The 16,286-nt window shown below is 68.0% G+C and carries 19 protein-coding genes; 6 read left to right on the top strand and 13 right to left on the bottom strand.

What is annotated here, in order from left to right:
* The first annotated feature begins 97 nt into the window (after window positions 1-97).
* From AC07XP_RS30970 to rsgA, 3 genes are read left to right on the top strand one after another with little or no spacing between them, the layout of a single operon-like run.
* On the top strand, window positions 98-1,363 hold the full coding sequence (locus AC07XP_RS30970; RefSeq protein WP_495266816.1) for a M48 family metallopeptidase: 1,266 nt from the start codon (window positions 98-100) through the stop codon (window positions 1,361-1,363).
* 31 nt (window positions 1,364-1,394) lie between these two features.
* Complete coding sequence (locus tag AC07XP_RS30965; protein ID WP_095746391.1) at window positions 1,395-1,745, top strand: 4a-hydroxytetrahydrobiopterin dehydratase; 351 nt, start codon at window positions 1,395-1,397, stop codon at window positions 1,743-1,745.
* Between the two features lie 12 nt (window positions 1,746-1,757).
* On the top strand, window positions 1,758-2,717 hold the full coding sequence (gene rsgA, locus AC07XP_RS30960) for a ribosome small subunit-dependent GTPase A (protein WP_083259283.1): 960 nt from the start codon (window positions 1,758-1,760) through the stop codon (window positions 2,715-2,717).
* A 25-nt stretch (window positions 2,718-2,742) separates the two neighbouring features.
* Here the strand turns inward: rsgA and AC07XP_RS30955 are convergent, their stop codons facing one another.
* From AC07XP_RS30955 to rpsP, 8 genes are all read right to left on the bottom strand, one after another.
* Window positions 2,743-3,768 carry a hypothetical protein gene (locus AC07XP_RS30955; RefSeq protein ID WP_495266815.1) on the bottom strand — a complete coding sequence of 342 codons (1,026 nt, stop codon included), beginning with the start codon at window positions 3,766-3,768 and terminating at the stop codon, window positions 2,743-2,745.
* 17 nt (window positions 3,769-3,785) lie between these two features.
* On the bottom strand, window positions 3,786-4,871 hold the full coding sequence (hisC, locus tag AC07XP_RS30950) for a histidinol-phosphate transaminase (protein WP_495266814.1): 1,086 nt from the start codon (window positions 4,869-4,871) through the stop codon (window positions 3,786-3,788).
* 4 nt (window positions 4,872-4,875) lie between these two features.
* Window positions 4,876-5,877 carry a CobD/CbiB family protein gene (locus AC07XP_RS30945; RefSeq protein ID WP_495266813.1) on the bottom strand — a complete coding sequence of 334 codons (1,002 nt, stop codon included), beginning with the start codon at window positions 5,875-5,877 and terminating at the stop codon, window positions 4,876-4,878.
* Between the two features lie 58 nt (window positions 5,878-5,935).
* Complete coding sequence (locus AC07XP_RS30940) at window positions 5,936-6,679, bottom strand: CoA pyrophosphatase (protein WP_174250200.1); 744 nt, start codon at window positions 6,677-6,679, stop codon at window positions 5,936-5,938.
* Window positions 6,680-6,806: 127 nt separating this feature from the next.
* Window positions 6,807-7,190 (bottom strand): 50S ribosomal protein L19, encoded by a 384-nt coding sequence (rplS, locus tag AC07XP_RS30935; RefSeq protein WP_056572437.1) that lies wholly within the window; start codon window positions 7,188-7,190, stop codon window positions 6,807-6,809.
* Between the two features lie 110 nt (window positions 7,191-7,300).
* Window positions 7,301-8,047, bottom strand: a complete 747-nt coding sequence (gene trmD / locus AC07XP_RS30930) for a tRNA (guanosine(37)-N1)-methyltransferase TrmD (protein WP_495266812.1) — start codon at window positions 8,045-8,047, stop codon at window positions 7,301-7,303.
* A gap of 16 nt (window positions 8,048-8,063) precedes the next feature.
* Window positions 8,064-8,618, bottom strand: a complete 555-nt coding sequence (gene rimM / locus AC07XP_RS30925) for a ribosome maturation factor RimM (RefSeq protein ID WP_095746396.1) — start codon at window positions 8,616-8,618, stop codon at window positions 8,064-8,066.
* Between the two features lie 15 nt (window positions 8,619-8,633).
* A complete protein-coding gene (rpsP, locus tag AC07XP_RS30920; RefSeq protein WP_007831311.1) occupies window positions 8,634-8,897 on the bottom strand; it encodes a 30S ribosomal protein S16 in 264 nt (87 codons plus the stop codon).
* 179 nt (window positions 8,898-9,076) lie between these two features.
* On the opposite strand from rpsP, the gene AC07XP_RS30915 reads away from it, so the two are divergent.
* Together AC07XP_RS30915 and AC07XP_RS30910 are read left to right on the top strand one after the other, a co-directional pair.
* On the top strand, window positions 9,077-9,601 hold the full coding sequence (locus AC07XP_RS30915; RefSeq protein WP_495266811.1) for a GNAT family N-acetyltransferase: 525 nt from the start codon (window positions 9,077-9,079) through the stop codon (window positions 9,599-9,601).
* 8 nt (window positions 9,602-9,609) lie between these two features.
* Complete coding sequence (locus AC07XP_RS30910; RefSeq protein ID WP_070062592.1) at window positions 9,610-10,056, top strand: TM2 domain-containing protein; 447 nt, start codon at window positions 9,610-9,612, stop codon at window positions 10,054-10,056.
* Window positions 10,057-10,109: 53 nt separating this feature from the next.
* Here AC07XP_RS30910 and AC07XP_RS30905 read toward each other — a convergent pair whose 3' ends face one another.
* From AC07XP_RS30905 to hda, 5 genes are all read right to left on the bottom strand, one after another.
* Window positions 10,110-11,120: an inorganic phosphate transporter gene (locus tag AC07XP_RS30905; RefSeq protein WP_062475084.1), complete on the bottom strand. Its 1,011-nt coding sequence runs from the start codon at window positions 11,118-11,120 to the stop codon at window positions 10,110-10,112.
* Between the two features lie 16 nt (window positions 11,121-11,136).
* Window positions 11,137-11,781, bottom strand: coding sequence for a DUF47 domain-containing protein (locus AC07XP_RS30900; RefSeq protein WP_056571891.1), 645 nt, complete (start codon window positions 11,779-11,781; stop codon window positions 11,137-11,139).
* A gap of 221 nt (window positions 11,782-12,002) precedes the next feature.
* Window positions 12,003-12,641 carry a 2-amino-4-hydroxy-6-hydroxymethyldihydropteridine diphosphokinase gene (gene folK / locus AC07XP_RS30895; RefSeq protein WP_495266810.1) on the bottom strand — a complete coding sequence of 213 codons (639 nt, stop codon included), beginning with the start codon at window positions 12,639-12,641 and terminating at the stop codon, window positions 12,003-12,005.
* Window positions 12,638-14,275, bottom strand: coding sequence for a polynucleotide adenylyltransferase PcnB (pcnB, locus tag AC07XP_RS30890; RefSeq protein ID WP_495266809.1), 1,638 nt, complete (start codon window positions 14,273-14,275; stop codon window positions 12,638-12,640). Before pcnB ends, folK begins: the two co-directional genes overlap by 4 nt.
* A 42-nt stretch (window positions 14,276-14,317) precedes the next feature.
* Window positions 14,318-15,007 carry a DnaA regulatory inactivator Hda gene (gene hda / locus AC07XP_RS30885; protein ID WP_056571899.1) on the bottom strand — a complete coding sequence of 230 codons (690 nt, stop codon included), beginning with the start codon at window positions 15,005-15,007 and terminating at the stop codon, window positions 14,318-14,320.
* A 152-nt stretch (window positions 15,008-15,159) separates the two neighbouring features.
* Between hda and purM the strand changes: the two genes are divergently transcribed.
* Window positions 15,160-16,200 carry a phosphoribosylformylglycinamidine cyclo-ligase gene (gene purM, locus AC07XP_RS30880; RefSeq protein ID WP_062475090.1) on the top strand — a complete coding sequence of 347 codons (1,041 nt, stop codon included), beginning with the start codon at window positions 15,160-15,162 and terminating at the stop codon, window positions 16,198-16,200.
* The last annotated feature ends 86 nt before the right edge of the window (window positions 16,201-16,286 follow it).

Below are 16,286 nucleotides of genomic sequence, written 5' to 3'. Positions count from 1 at the left end.
GCTGCGGGGGGCGTCGGGTCAAGGGATTCGGGCATCGCAGGATTGTCGTCGAAGGCCTGCGCCCCGATATACCGGGGACTAAACTCGCCGCTTCATGATGTCTTATTCGCTCATCTTCACCCTTGCCTTCGCGGCGGCGCTCGTGGCGGGCCTGCTCGTGAAGTTCTGGCTGGCCACCCGCCAGGTGCGCCACGTGGCGCGCCACCGCGGCGCCGTGCCGGAAGCTTTTGCACAAACCATCACGCTCGCCGCGCACCAGAAGGCGGCCGACTACACGATCGCCAAGGCACGCTTCGGGCTCGTCGAAATGGCCTGGGGCGCCGCCCTGCTGCTGGGCTGGACGCTGCTCGGCGGGCTCGACCTGCTGAACAAGCTGCTGCTGGTGTGGCTGGGCGGCGGCATGGTGCAGCAACTGGCGCTGCTGGCGGCCTTTGCACTCATCGGCGGCCTGCTGGAGCTGCCGTTCACGCTGTGGCAGACCTTCCGGCTCGAGGAGCGCTTCGGCTTCAACAAGATGACCTGGAAGCTCTGGCTCACCGACGCCGTCAAGTCGACGCTGCTCGGCGCGCTGATCGGGCTGCCGATCGCGGCGCTCATCCTGTGGCTCATGGGTGCGGCCGGCACGCTCTGGTGGCTCTGGGCCTGGGGCGCGTGGATGGGCTTCAACCTGCTGCTGATGCTGATCTACCCGACCTTCATCGCGCCGCTGTTCAACAAGTTCAAGCCGCTGGACGACCCGACGCTCAAGGCGCGCGTCACGGCGCTCATGAAGCGCTGCGGCTTCGCGGCCAAGGGCCTGTTCGTGATGGACGGCAGCACGCGCAGCGCGCACGCCAATGCCTACTTCACCGGCTTCGGCGCCAGCAAGCGCGTGGTGTTCTACGACACGCTGCTGCGCCAGCTCAACGCCGGCGAAGTCGAGGCCGTGCTCGCGCACGAACTCGGCCACTTCAAGCACCGCCACATCGTGAAGCGGCTCATCGCGATGTTCGCGCTGAGCCTGGCCGGCTTTGCGTTGCTGGGCTGGGTCTCGACGCAGGTCTGGTTCTACGCCGGCCTGGGCGTGCAGCCCAACCTGTCGCCGGCCGCGCCCAACAACGCGCTGGCGCTGCTGCTGTTCATGCTGGCCGTGCCGGTGTTCAGCTTCTTCGTCGCCCCGCTGCCGGCGCGCCTGTCGCGCAAGCACGAGTTCGAGGCCGACGCCTACGCCGTGGCGCAGACCAGCGGCGCCGACCTGTCGGCCGCCCTGCTCAAGCTCTACCAGGACAACGCTTCGACGCTCACGCCCGACCCGGTGTTCGTCAAGTTCTACTACTCCCACCCGCCCGCCTCCGAGCGCCTTGCGCGCATGACCGCGGCGTGACCCTCGACCCACCTTTTCAGCGAAGCCCCTCATGAGCAGCATGTTCAAACCCAAGGACTGGAAGAACCTCCCGCCCCGCAAGGCCCTGAGCGCCACCGAGATCGTCTCGGGCCTGGCCCAGCTCGACGGCTGGAAGCTCACCGGCGACGGCGCCGATGTCGCGATCGAGAAGACCTTCACCTTCGCGAACTACTTCGAGACCATCGCCTTCGTGAATGCGCTGGCGATGGTGGCTCACACGCAGGACCACCACCCCGACCTGTCGGTGCACTACAACCGCTGCGTGGTGCGCTTCAACACGCACGATGTGAACGGCCTCTCGATCACCGATTTCGATTGCGCTCGGCAGGCCGACGCGCTGGTTGCGAGCCCCGCCGCATGAGGACACGCGCCTGTGGCTAAGCCGGGCCGCGCCGCCTTCACCCCCGCTGCGCACAACACGGGGAAGGCGCACCACGACGGCCTCGTCGTCGCCAGCCACGGGCGTCACTGCCTCGTCGAAACGCCCACGGGCGAGCGGCTGATCTGCCACCCGCGCGGCAAGAAGAGCCAGGCCGTGGTCGGCGACCGCGTGCGCTGGCAGGCCACCGAAGACGAAGGCACCATCGAAGAGGTGCTGCCGCGGCGCAACCTCTTCTACCGGCAGGACGAGATCCGCACCAAGTCGTTCGCGGCCAACCTCGACCATGTGCTGATCCTGATCGCGGCCGAGCCCGAGTTTTCCGAACACCAGCTGGCACGCGCACTGATCGCGGCCGAGGCCGAGCGCATCACGCCCATCATCGCGCTCAACAAGAGCGACCTCGTCGAACCGTTCGCGCGCGCCTGGGCCAAGCTGGCGCCCTACCGCCGCATGCACCACGGCGTGCTGCCGCTGTCGCTCAAGGCCTCGGGCGAGGCGGACTACGCCTCGCTGATGAAGTTGCTGGCGGGCAAGTCGACGCTGGTGCTCGGCCCGTCAGGCTCGGGCAAGAGCACGCTCACCAACCTGCTGGTGCCCGGCGCGAGCGTGCTGACGCAAGAGATTTCGCAGGCCCTCAACTCAGGCAAGCACACGACCACCAGCACCACCTGGTACTGGATCGATGAGGCCCGCACCACGGGCCTCATCGACTCGCCGGGCTTCCAGGAATTCGGCCTGAACCACATCGAGCCGATGCAGCTCGCCGGCCTCATGCCCGACATCGCCGAGCACACGGGCGACTGCAAGTTCTACAACTGCACCCACCTGCACGAACCCGGCTGCGGTGTGATCTCGAACGTCGAAACGGCGACGCAACCCGGACCGATCAGCGCCTCGCGCTACAAGATCTACGGCGAGCTGTTCGCAGAGCTGAGCCAGACGCGCTACTGAACACGCACCGAAGGGCCGGCTGCGCTCAGGCCAGCCAGGTGCGGTACGACTTCCAGGTCGGGTCGAAGGTCAGGTCGAGGGTCACCGGCAATTCCAACGCCTCTTGCACCGATTGCGCATGCACGATGGCCGCCTGCGGATCGGCCACATGGAAGTGCACGGTGCGAACACCCTCTTCCAGCACGATGTGCGTGCAGCAGCCTTCGCCGTGCGTCTGCAGCAGCGCGGTCAGCCGGTCTTCGTAGCCACGGGCCTCGTCCAGTTCCTCGCCCGATTCGACGGGGATGGCAGCCGAGAGCCGATGGCCCAGGTCGGCACGCCCGAGCAGTGCGTTCGCGGCGTCGTTTCGCATCACGACCGCCTCGACCTCGCTGCCGTCCTCGGCGGTGCGCGTGGCCGTCAGGCCGGACCAGCCATGCTCGCCGGTGGGAAAAACGCCGGTGTGGCCCAGATCCTCGCGCCAGCATGCGTCGAACAGAGGCACGAAGTCATCGAGCGGCACACCATCGAAATCCGCTTGCGCATCCGCCTCGACGTGATCGACCGGCCCGACCTTCACGGCGAAGTCGTACTCGCCCAGGATGTGGTCGAGCATGATCAGGCTCATGTGGCGCGCGTGATCCTGCATGTCCATCGGAATGGGCTTGGCAAAGCCGATCTCCAGCGCCACCCGCCCCTTGTAGGGCTCGTGCTTCACGAGAACGTCCGAGCAAGCAAGTTCGAAGTCGTTCATGCGCATGCTGAAACCCTCTCGCATGCGCTGCCGGAAGGCCTCCACCTCGACCTGGGGCAACGCGGGCGCGCTGCGCACCAGCGCCATGAGGTCTTCGAAATCGGCTTCGGCGCCGTGCGCCGTCAGCACGAGCGTGAAAGCCGGCGGGTCGCCCAGCACTTCGGCCGCCAGGTTCGGAAAGAAGGGCTGCAGCAGCGCATTCAGCGCCTCCACCAGCGCGTGGCCCGACAAGGCATGCAGGCTCTCGAGCTTGTCGCTCAAGGCTTGCCAGAACGATGCGCAGGCAACGGCGCGCGGATCGGCGTGAAGGGTCGACATGGACTTGCCTCGGGATGTCAGGCCAGGATGTCCTGCAGGCACTGAACGAGCGCGCCGCACTGGTCCCGCGTGCCGATGCTGATGCGCAGGTACTGCGCGATGCGTGGCTGCTTGAAATGCCGCACCAGCACCGCACGCTCGCGCAGCAAGGCGGCCAGTTCGGCCGCATCGTGCTGCGGGTGGCGCACGAACACGAAGTTGGCCTGCGACGGCAGCACCTCGAAGCCCAGGTCCTCGAGCTGCAGGCTCAGGCCTTCGCGCGTGTCGACGACCTGGTCGCGTGTCTTGCGAAACCACGCCTCGTCATCCAGCGAAGCCACGGCGCCGGCCGAGGCCAGCCGGTCGATCGGGTACGAATTGAAGCTGTCCTTGACCCGCACGAGCGCGTCGATCAGGTGCGCCTGCCCACAGGCGAAACCGACACGCAGGCCGGCCAGCGAGCGCGACTTGGACAGGGTCTGCACCACGAGCAGGTTCGGATAGCGGCCGATCAGCGACAACGCGCTCTCGCCGCCGAAATCGACGTACGCCTCGTCGACCAGCACGACGCGATCCGGGCACGCCGCAAGCAGCTGTTCGATGCGCGCCAGCGGCTGGCCGATGCCGGTCGGCGCGTTCGGGTTGGCGATGACGATGCCGCCGCAGCCCTGGCGGGCGCGCGCCGCGAACGCATCGATGTCGATGCGCAGGCCGTCATCGACCGGCAGCTGCTCGCAGGCGATGCCGTAGAGCTGGGCATAGACCCTGTAGAAGCTGTAGCTCACGTCTGGCATCAGCAGCGGCTGCGCCTGCTGGAAGAAGGCGAAGAACGCGTGCGCGAGCACCTCGTCCGAGCCGTTGCCCGCGAACACTTCGCCCACCTGCAGGCCGTGGCGGCGCGCCACGGCTTCGCGCAGCGCGAGCGACGTGGGGTCGGGGTAGCGTTCGAGGCCGTCGGCGGCCGCGCGCTGGATCGCCGCGATGGCGTCCGGCGACGGCGGGTACGGGTTCTCGTTGGTGTTGAGCTTGACGAGGTTGGCGATGCGCGGCTGCTCGCCGGGCACGTAGGGCTCGAGCGCGCCGATGCGCGGGCTCCAGAAGGCCGGTGCGGACGGGGTGGTCATGGGGTCAGCCGAGCAAGCGCGCGAGCGTGAGCAAGGCCAGCAACACCATCCACATCACGACCGATCGCCAGACCAGGCCGACCACGCTGCGCAGGTGGCCGGGCTCGGGCTCGCGGCCCGGCGTGCTGCCGCTGTCCAGGCGCCGGCCGACGCTTGGCGACTCGCCGGCCTGCGCGCGCGGCAGCGGATCGGCCACCGGGATCGGGCTCAGCGAGCCGCCGCCCAGGCGCACGTTCACCGCGCCGGACGTGGCCGCGAGGATCACGCCGTCGTTCTCGTTGGGGAAGCGCCGCGCGTCGTTGCGCCAGCAATCGATGGCCTCTTCGAAGCTGCCGACCACGGCGAAACCGAGCGCGGTGATGCGCGCGGGCAGCCAGTCGACGGCATGCCAGGCACGCTCGGCCGCATCCTGCACCGCCACGCTCGAAGGCTGCACCGGCGCGCCGTTCTTGTGGGCCCAGTAGCGCGCGACGAACTCGCTCATGCGATAGAACACCGCGCCCGCCGGCCCCAGGCCGAGAGCCGCAAGCACCGAGAACCAGGCCAGCACGCCGAAGACATGCCGGTGCGCCGCAATGACCGAATGCTCGATCACGTGGCGCACGATTTCACTGCGCGGCAGCTCGGCGGCGTCGACGCCCTGCCAGTGCGCCAGCAGCGAGCGCGCGAGCGGCTCGTCGCCTTCGTCGAGCGCATCGCGGATGTCGGTGAAGTGATGGCTGAACTGGCGAAAGCCCAGCGTCATGTAGAGCACCGCGACGCTCCACAGCACGGCGAACGGCAGGCCCAGCGTGAGCACCAGCAGCCAGTGAACGCCCAGCGACAGCAGCGTCGGCACGAACACCGCGAGCCCCCAGGCGATCCATCCGTGGTGCGGCTTGCCCGCATCGAAGTTGCGGCTGGTCCAGCGCGTCCACGCCAGAACGCCGCCGTACACGGGGTTGCGCGGGCCCAGCGGCCGCACCTGCTCGATCAGCAACGCGCACAGGATGGCAAAGAAGCTCATCCTTCGATGATAGCGAGAGCACCTGAAGGTTTTCGCCCCAGGTGGCGCCCGATCCGGCTCAGGCGGCGAGGAAGCGGTAGAGGTTGCGCAGCATGCCCGCGGTGGCGCCCCAGACGAAGCGCTCGTGCGGGCCATCGACATACGGCATCGAGTACCACTCGCGACGGACCCCATCGGTGGCGCTGACCGCATGACGGCGGTGGTTGGCCGGGTCCATCAGCCAGGCCAGCGGCACCTCGAAGGCCTCGGCCACCTCGAATGGATTGATGTCCAGCACGAAATCGGGCTGCACCAGCGCGACCACCGGGGTCACGACGAACGAAGTGACGGTCGTGTAGGTCGGCAAGGTGCCGAGCACCTCGATGAACTGCGCCGACAGGCCCACCTCTTCCCAGGCTTCGCGCAGCGCGGCGGCCTGGATGTTGGCGTCCTCGGGGTCGACGCGCCCACCGGGAAAGGCCACCTGCCCCGAATGGGTCGACAGGTGCGTGGTGCGCTCGGTGAGCAGCACGGTCGCGCCTTGCGGGCGCTGCACGATCGGCACCAGCACGGCGGCCTGGGCCGGCACGCGGTCGGTCATGCGGGGCTCGCGGCGCAGCTCGGGCGTCCAGACGGGCGGCGAAGCAAAGCGCGCGCGCAGGGCCGTTGCCGTCAGCTGCGCCGGGGCCACCGCCGGCAGACCGTCGCTTCCGTCCACGAAGGGCGCCTGGCGCGGGTCGATCTGCAGCAACGCGGGCGGCACCACGGCATTGACGGGTTCGACGACGGCGGAGGACGTGGGGGCGGAAGTGGATGAGGTCAAGAGAGGATGCGGCCTGTGGCGGAATGAAAGGAGTAGAGCGTAAAAATGGAAAACTGTCTTGAAGCGCGGCGCCAACGCAAAAAGCCGCCAGAGCGGCGGCTTTTTGAGCAGAAAGGACGGCGGCTGATTAAGCGGCCGACGCAGCCTTCTGCGACTTGCCCGGCAGCTTTTCCTTGATACGTGCCGAACGACCGCTGCGCTCACGCAGGTAGTACAGCTTGGCACGGCGCACGTCGCCGCGGCGCTTGACTTCGATGCCGGCGATCAGCGGGCTGTAGGTCTGGAACGTACGCTCCACGCCTTCGCCGCTGGAGATCTTGCGCACGGTGAAGCCGCTGTTGAGGCCACGGTTGCGCTTGGCGATCACGACGCCTTCGTAGGCCTGCACGCGCTTGCGGCTGCCTTCGACGACGTTCACGCTGACGATGACCGTGTCACCGGGCATGAAATCGGGGATGGTCTTGCCGAGACGGGAAATTTCTTCCTGCTCGAGGGTCTGGATGAGGTTCATGATTTCCTGGATATCGATCGTTTCGGGCTGCACTAAAGGCGCCGTGGGCTTTGGCGGAAGAACCACCAACAAACCGGGCGCGGCCGGACAGAGGATCGGGGAACCGCGGATTATAGCTTTTTTTTCAGCGCGGCCTCATCGGCCTTGTTGAGCTTGCCTGCCGCCCGTGCGGCATCGATCAGTTCGGGGCGCCGCGCGGCCGTGATGGCCAGGCGCTGGTCGCGCCGCCAGCGCTCGATCTGCGCATGGTGGCCCGAGAGCAGCGGCGCCGGAACGCCCTGCCCGCTCCACTGCTCGGGCCGGGTGTAGTGCGGGCAGTCGAGCAGACCGTCGAGCGCCGGATTGAAGCTGTCCTGCACATGGCTGGCCTCGTCGCCCAGCACGCCGGGCTGCAGGCGGGCCACGGCGTCGAGCAGCGCCATGGCCGCGATCTCGCCGCCCGACAGCACGAAGTCGCCGAGGCTGACCTGGTGGGTGACTCGCGCGTCGATGAAGCGCTGGTCGATGCCTTCGTAGCGTCCGCAGACCAGCACCGCACCTTCGCTCGCCGACCAGCGCTCGACGGCCTCGTGGCGCAGCGCCTCGCCGATGGGCGAGAACAGCACCACCGGCGCCGGTGCGCCGCGGGCCGCAAGCGCGGCATCGAGGCAGGCCGCCAGGGGCTCGGCCATCATCACCATGCCGGGCCCGCCGCCGAAGGGGCGGTCGTCCACGCGCTTGTAGTTGCCCTGGGCGAAATCGCGCGGATTCCACAGCACGACCTCGACCTGCCTCGACTCGTAGGCACGGCGCGTCACGCCGCTGGCCATGAAAGGCGCGAACAGTTCGGGAAAAAGCGTGAGGACGTCGAAGCGCATGCGCGCGCGGCCCGGATCAGAAATCGGGTTGCCAGTCGACCGTGATGAGGCGGCCGGGCAGGTCGACCTTGTCGACGAAGACCGAGACGAACGGCACCATGCGCTCGATGGTCTTGCCGTCTTCTTCGGCCGTCAGCACCAGCGTGGTCTGCGGGCCGGTGGCGAGCAGTTCACGCACCGCACCGAGCACGACACCTTCGCGGTTGACGACCGACAGGCCGATCAGGTCGACCCAGTAGTACTCGTCGTCGCCGGCGGTCGGAAAGCTCGAGCGCGGCACGAACACGCGCGCGCCGCGCAGCGCCTCGGCCGCATTGCGGTCGGGCACATCCTCGGACGAGGCGACGATGCAGTCGGAATGTTCTTTGGCTTCGCGAACCGCGAGCCGAAAAGCGGCAGGTGTGGAGGCTCCGGGAGCCTGCAGGAACCAGCGCTTGGAAGAGAAAAGCGCCTCGGGTTGGGCGCTGTGGGGCAGGACCTTGAACCAGCCCTTGATGCCCCAGGCATCGGCGATGCGTCCGACCTCGATCGCATCCGCCGGCAGTTCGGCGGCTTCGAGTGTGGGCAGCATCGCCGTGCGGGCGGCTTAGGCGGCCGCCTTGGGGGCCGCGGCAGCGGCTTGCTTGATCAGGCGCAGCACCGTGGGCGAAGCCTGGGCACCGACGCTCTTCCAGTACGCGAGGCGGTCCTGGGCGATGCGGATGCTTTCTTCGTTTTCCTTGGCGGTCGGGTTGTAGAAGCCCAGGCGCTCGATGAAACGGCCATCGCGGCGAACGCGCTTGTCCGACACGACGATGTTGAAGAACGGACGGCCTTTGGAGCCGCCGCGGGAGAGTCGAATGACGACCATGATTTATCCTTGGGTGGTCAGCGAGCCAGTTCAAATAGAAAGAGGCCCGCTCACGATGTTCTTCCAGCGTCGAGACACGCGACATGGCCACCCGGCCAGCGCACGCTGAAAAGCCCACGATTATAGCCCGACCCGGGTTTTTCTCCGAATTCCGGCCCCGCGCCGCCTGCCCCACCCGCATGACTCTCACCATCCGCCCCAGCCGCGACGAAGACATCGCAGCCATCACGGCCATCTATGCCCATCACGTGCTGCACGGCACCGGCACCTTCGAAACCGAGCCTCCATCCGAGGCCGACATGGCCTCCCGGCGGGCCGACGTGCTGGGCAAGAACCTGCCCTACCTCGTGGCCGAAGAAAACGGCGAAGTGTTGGGTTTTGCCTACTGCAACTGGTTCAAGCCCCGCCCGGCCTACCGGTTTTCGGCCGAGGACTCGATCTACATGTCCGAGGCCGCACGCGGCAAGGGCGTGGGCGCACAGCTGCTGGCGGCGCTCTCGCAGGCCGCCGAAGCGGTCGGCGTGCGCAAGCTGATCGCGGTGATCGGCGATTCGGCCAACGCGGGTTCGGTCGGCGTGCACCGCAGCCAGGGCTTCACGCACGTGGGCGTGCTGAAAGACTGCGGCTGGAAGTTCGACGCCTGGCGCGACGTGGTCCTGATGGAAAAAGTACTCGGCGAAGGCAGCCGCACCAAACCCGAATGATGAAAAAGATGAAAAGCAAGACCGTGGCCGCCTGGCTCTCCTTCCTCGGTGGCCCGCTGGGCCTGCACCGCTTCTACCTGCGCGGCATGGGCGACTGGCTCGGCTGGCTGTTGCCCATTCCCACCGCGCTGGGCATCTACGGCATCGAGCGCCTGCGCATGTACGGCGTGGACGACGGCGTGAGCTGGGCGCTGATCCCGCTGCTCGGCTTCACGATCGCGGGCTGCGCGCTGATGGCGATCATCTACGGCCTGATGACGCCCGAAAAATGGAATGCCCGCTTCAACGCCGGCGCAGCGCCCGACGCCGCGCCGGGCCAGACCAACTGGCTCACGATCGGCGCCGTGGTCGCGTCCCTGTTCTTCGGGAGCTCGATCCTGATGGCGAGCATCGTGTACAGCTTCCAGCACTACTTCGAACACCAGATCGAAGAAGGCCGAAAAATCTCGCAATAGTCGCTCGGCCAAGCGCGGCGCCTCTGCGAACGAGGCGCCGACGCTTCAGTGCTTCAGAAAATCTGCCAACTGAACCAGTAAGCCATCGCCGCGACGAAGGCCGAGGCGGGAATGGTCAGGACCCAGGCCCAGACGATGTTCCCCGCCACGCCCCAGCGCACCGCGCTGGCGCGCTGCGTGGCACCGACGCCGACGATGGCGCCCGTGATGGTGTGGGTGGTCGACACCGGAATGCCCAGCGCGGTGGCCAGGAACAGGGTCAGCGCCCCGCCGGTCTCGGCGCAGAAGCCGCCCACGGGCTTGAGCTTGGTGATCTTCTGGCCCATGGTCTTCACGATGCGCCAGCCGCCGAACATGGTGCCCAGCGCAATGGCCGCGTAGCAGCTCACGATGACCCAGGTCGGCGGCACTGCGTCGCTGGCCGAGGCGTAGCCGGTGGCGATCAGCAGCATCCAGATGATGCCGATGGTCTTCTGCGCGTCGTTGCCGCCGTGGCCCAGGCTGTAGGCGCCGGCCGAGACCAGTTGCAATCGCCGGAACCACCGGTCCACGCGCGACGGCGTAGCACGCCGGAAGCCCCAGGCCACCACGATCATCATCAGCGAGCCCAGCAGGAAGCCCAGCAGCGGCGACACGAAGATGAAGGCCACGGTCTTCCAGATGCCGGAAGCCACGAGGCCGCTGGTGCCCGTCTTGGCGATCACGGCGCCCACGATGCCGCCGATCAGCGCGTGCGACGAGCTGCTCGGGATGCCGTAGTACCAAGTGACGAGGTTCCAGCTGATGGCGCCGATGAGCGCCCCGAACACCACGTGCACGTCGACCACCCCGGGCTGGGCGATGCCCTTGCCCACGGTCGCCGCTACGCTCAGGTGGAAGACGAAGATCGCGATCAGGTTGAAGAAAGCCGCGAACACCACGGCCTGCCCCGGCTTCAGCACGCCGGTGGACACCACCGTCGCGATCGAATTGGCGGCATCGTGGAAGCCGTTCATGAAGTCGAACAGGATCGCGAGCGCGACCAGCACCACCACCACCCAGAGGGCGACCTGCACCGTTGTCATCGGCTGCTACCCGTTTTCAGGAATTCTCGAGGACGATGCCCTCGATCACGTTGGCCACGTCCTCGCACTTGTCGGTGATCGTCTCGAGCAGCTCGTAGATCGCCTTGAGCTTGATGACCTCGCGCACGTCCGGCTCTTCGCGGAACAGCTTGCTCATGGCGCTGCGCATCACGCGGTCGGCGTCGGATTCGAGGCGGTCGATCTCCTCGCAGGTCTTGAGCGTGGCCTCGGCCACGGCCGGGTCGGCGATCTTGCCGAGGTACTTCACGGCGTCCTTGAGGCGGTCGCAGCACTTCACGCTCAGGGCCGTGAGGCGCACGATCTCGTCGGTCATGTGGCGCACGTCGTACAGCGCCATGGTCTCGGCCGAGTCCTGGATCAGGTCGGCCACGTCGTCCATCGTGTTGATGAGCTTGTGGATCTGCTCGCGGTCGATGGGCGTGATGAAGGTCTTGTGGATCAGGCGGTTGACGTCGTGCGTCACGCGGTCCGCGGCGCGCTCGGCGTTGTCGACGTCGCGGTTGTACTGTTCGCGCAGGTGCACGTCCGCATAGTGGGTGACGAGCTGCTCGAACGCACGCGCCGCCTCCACGATGCGCTCGGCATGCTGGTTGAACATTTCAAAAAAATTGCCCTCTCGGGGCAGCAGCTTGCCGAACATGGAAAAAACTCCTGGGACGCGCCAATCACAATTTCATGACGCCTTCGTGAAAACTTCCCGAGTTTAACGGGCGCGACCGGAACGACCGGTCGGGCCGACCTTCGGGCTCCGGCGCGACAGGCCCGCTCAGGCCGGCAACCGCAGTGCCACGACCAGCCGCACGCACGCGGCAACGCCGGCGAGATCGGGCAGAGACAGCCGCATGCCGGCGGCCCTGAGGGTCAGCGGATTTTTTGGATGACCTGGCCGGTCACGCGTGCCAGCGCGGCGCGCGGCACCTTGTCGGGCGCGATCTCGGCCAGCGGCTTGAGCACGAAGGCGCGCTCGCGCATGCGCGGGTGCGGCAGGGTCAGCGTGGGGCTTTCGATCACCGAATTGCCGTGCATCAGCAGGTCGAGATCGAGCGTGCGCGGCGCATTGGGAAAGGGCCGCTCGCGGCCGGCCAGCGTTTCCAGGCGCTGCAGCGCGATGAGCAGCTGCTCCGCGTCCAGCCCGGTGCGCACGGCCACCACGGCGTTGATGAAGTCGGGGCCTTCGGCATCGACTGGCGCACTGCGGTAGAGCGACGAGCGGGCCGTGACCTGGGTGCGCTGCAGCGCGCCGATGGCGGCCATGGCCTCCTTCACGGTCGCCTCGGCATCGCCCAGGTTGGCGCCGATGGCGACGAAGGCCTGCACGGTCGGGTAGTCCTCGCGCGGACCGCGTGGACGACTCGTCGGTGCGCGGCGCGCGGGCGGGCCGCTCTTGCTAGCGGCCGATGGCGGCTTGCCTCCGGCGCGCGGCGCGGGCTTGCCCCCTTTGGCGGCCTTGGCAGCCGGGGGGCTCTTCTTGCCGTCCTTCGGCCGGTCGGGCGCGCTCATTCGCCTGCGGCGCTCCCGCCGCCCTCGCTGCCGCCACCACCGCTACCGCCGCCCACGGGGCGCGGCTTGCGCCGGCGCTTGCGCTTGCGCGGCGCGGCGGCTTCGCCATCCGGCGGCACGGCGTCGGCCTCGATGTCGGGTCCGTCGCCGTCGTCCGATTCGGTCGCGGCCTGTTTCTGGCGCGCCGGCTGCTCGCTGCGCGGCTTGGGCGCAGCGGCTGGATCGCGCAGGCGCACGCGCTGGCGCACCTTCTGTTCTTCGCGGACCTGTTCGAGCAGGTCCTGGCGACGCAGGTCGTCGGCGGTGCTGAACTCCTGCCACCACTCGGCGATGGCTTCGCCGACCTCGCCCACGTCGGCACGCAGGCGCATGAAGTCGAAGGCGGCGCGGAAGCGCGCCTGCTCGACCAGACTGTAGGGCGTGGAGCCGGTGCGCTTGTCGAAGCGCGGCTGCATCATCCAGATCTCGCGCATGTCGGCGGCCAGCTTGCCGCGGCCCGAGACGTCGCCGATGCGCGCATTGAACACGTCGTCGATGGCGTCCTGCAGCGCCGGGAACGGCGGCTGCGGGCGCTGGCCGTGGCGGCCTTCCTGGCGCTGGGCCCAGCCGTCGCGCACGTCGGCCCACAGCACGCAGGCCAAGAGGAAGCTGGGCGCCACGGGCTTGCCTTCGCCGACGCGGCGGTCGGTGTCCTGCAGGGCGGCCTTCACGAAGGGCTGGTCGGCGCGCTCCACCACCACGTCGAGCAGCGGATAGATGCCGGTGGCGAGCCCCAGCTTGCGCAGCTGCTCGACCGTGGCGATGGCGTGGCCGGTCTGCAGCAGCTTGAGCATCTCGTCGAACATGCGGCTTTGCGGCACGTCGGCCAGCAGCTTGCTCGACTCGATGAGCGGCGCGGCGGTCTTGGCTTCCATCTTGAAACCGAGCGCGGCCAGCTTGGCCGAGAAGCGGATGGCGCGAATGATGCGCACCGGGTCTTCGCGGTAGCGCGTGACCGGGTCGCCGATCATGCGCAGCGTGAGCTTCTGGGCGTCCTTGATGCCGTTGTGATAGTCGACCACGACCTGGTTGGCCGGGTCGTAGTACATGGCGTTGACGGTGAAGTCGCGGCGCGCCGCATCTTCTTCCTGCGGGCCCCAGACGTTGTCGCGCAGCACGCGGCCGCTGGCGTCCACGGCGTGCTTCATGCTCGCGAGCTCGCCCTTGCTGGTGCGCTCGTTGCCGGCCACCTGCTCGGCGGCGGCGCTGTCCATGTAGGCGCGGAAGGTCGAGACCTCGATCACCTCGTGCTCGCGGCCCCGGCCGTACACCACGTGCACGATGCGAAAGCGCCGCCCGATGATGAAGGCGCGGCGGAACAGCGACTTGACCTGCTCGGGCGTGGCGTTGGTTGCCACGTCGAAGTCCTTCGGGCGCAGGCCCAGCAGCAGGTCGCGCACCGCGCCGCCCACCACGTAGGCCTCGTAGCCGGCCTGCTGCAGCGTGGTGACCACGTTCTTCGCGCGTTCGTCGACCAGGGCGGGATCGATCTTGTGAACCTCTGCCGGCACCTCCTGGCGCTTGCCGAAGCGGCTCTTGCCCTGCGTGCCGCCAGCGGACTTGCCGAGCAGCTTGTCGATGAATTTCTTGATCATTGGTTGTTTTTCGAGGAGGAGCAGGCGCTTCTTCTTATCTGTCTATTCGTTTTCGAGCATGGAGCGGATCAGCGGAATGGTGATCGCGCGTTGGGTCTGCAGGGCGTAGCCGTCCAGCTGCGACAGCAGCTCCATCAGGCTGCCCAGGTCGCGGCTGAAGCGGTGCAGCATGAAGTCGAGCACGTCGTCGGACAGCATCACGCCGCGCGCGTCGGCCGCCTGGCGCAGCACCGCGCGGCGTTCGCTTTCACTCAGCACCTGCAGGTGGAAGACATGGCCCCAGCCGAGGCGGGTGCGCAGGTCTTCGCGCAGCGGCAGGTCGGCCGGCGGCAAGGCGCCGGCGGCGACCACGCCGCGCTGCAGGGTCTGGGCGTTGACGAACCAGTTGAAGGCCGCGTGCTGCTGCACCGCGGTGTAGAGGTGGACGTCGTCGAGCAGGACGGCGCCCCAGCGCTCGTCGAACTCGGGCGGCTCCAGCAGGCCGGCGTGCAGCCAGCCCACGCTGGCGCCCTGCTCGGCCAGTGCGACACGCACGGATTCGAGCAGGTGGGTCTTGCCGCTGCCGCTGTCGCCCCAGAGGTAGGTCGGCACCGGCGAGTGCAGCGCAGGGCTGCCGTCGGCGCCGCCCACCCACACTTGCAGGTGTCGCAGCGCCGCCTCGTTGGGGCCGGCAAAAAAGGCGTCGAAGCTGGGGCCCGTCGCAATGCCGATATCGAGCGCGAGCTGTTTCATCCCGGGAAGGTTCATGGAGGGGGCCCGGAGGGCCCTTAAAATCGTGAGGAATTCTATCGGCCCGGCCGCCTCGGTCGCCGGCGCCTCCCCTGCCCGCCCTTCCTCGCCGCTTCGCGAACCTTTTCGCTCCTTCTTCTCGACACCGCCCGCCCATGACCTCCTCCACGCCCACCCCGCTCAGCTACAAGGACGCCGGTGTCGATATCGACGCAGGCGACGCCCTGGTCGACCGCATCAAGCCGCTGGCGAAGAAAACCATGCGCGAAGGCGTGCTCGCCGGCATCGGCGGCTTCGGCGCCCTGTTCGAAGTGCCCAAGCGCTACAAGGAACCGGTGCTGGTCAGCGGCACCGACGGCGTGGGCACCAAGCTCAAGCTGGCCTTCGAATGGAACATGCACGACACGGTCGGCATCGACCTCGTGGCCATGAGCGTCAACGACGTGCTGGTGCAGGGCGCCGAGCCCCTGTTCTTCCTGGATTACTTCGCCTGCGGCAAGCTCGACGTGGACACGGCCGCGGCCGTGGTCGGCGGCATCGCCCGCGGCTGCGAAATCTCCGGTTGCGCCCTCATCGGCGGCGAAACCGCCGAAATGCCCGGCATGTACCCGGCCGGCGAATACGACCTGGCCGGCTTTGCGGTCGGCGCGGTCGAAAAGTCGAAGATCCTCACGGGCCAGAACGTCAAGCCCGGCGACGTGGTGCTGGGCCTGGCCTCGGCCGGCGTGCATTCCAACGGTTTCAGCCTCGTGCGCAAGGTGATCGAGCGCGCCGGCGCCGACCTGCCCGCCACCCTGGACGGCAAGCCCTTCCGCGAAGCCGTGATGGAACCCACCCACCTGTACGTGAAGCCCGTGCTCGAGGCGCTGGGCAAGCACCCGATCAAGGCCCTGGCCCACATCACCGGCGGCGGCCTGCTCGAGAACATCCCGCGCGTGCTGCCCGAAGGCACCGCCGCCCACCTGAAGAAGGGCAGCTGGCCGCAGACCGAGCTGTTCGCCTGGCTGCAGAAGGTGGCCGGCATCGACGACATCGAGATGAACCGCACCTTCAACAACGGCATCGGCATGGTCGTGGTGATCGATGCGGCCGAAGCCGCCGCCTGCGCCGCCACGCTGCGCGCCGCCGGTGAATCGGTGCACGAGATCGGCGTGATCGCCGAGCGCGGCGACGGCGCGGCCGTGGTCGTCGCCTGATCGCGCGCCCGGTCTTTTTTCTTTTTCTCACCGCACGCCCCGCTCCCCGGATGGCCACGCCGCTGCCCGACGCCACCCTCGCCGCC

The organism is Variovorax sp. GW531-E2 (assembly GCF_059423125.1).
The sequence above is the reverse complement of the archived record's forward strand: the minus strand, read 5'-3'. Positions and strand labels throughout refer to the sequence as shown.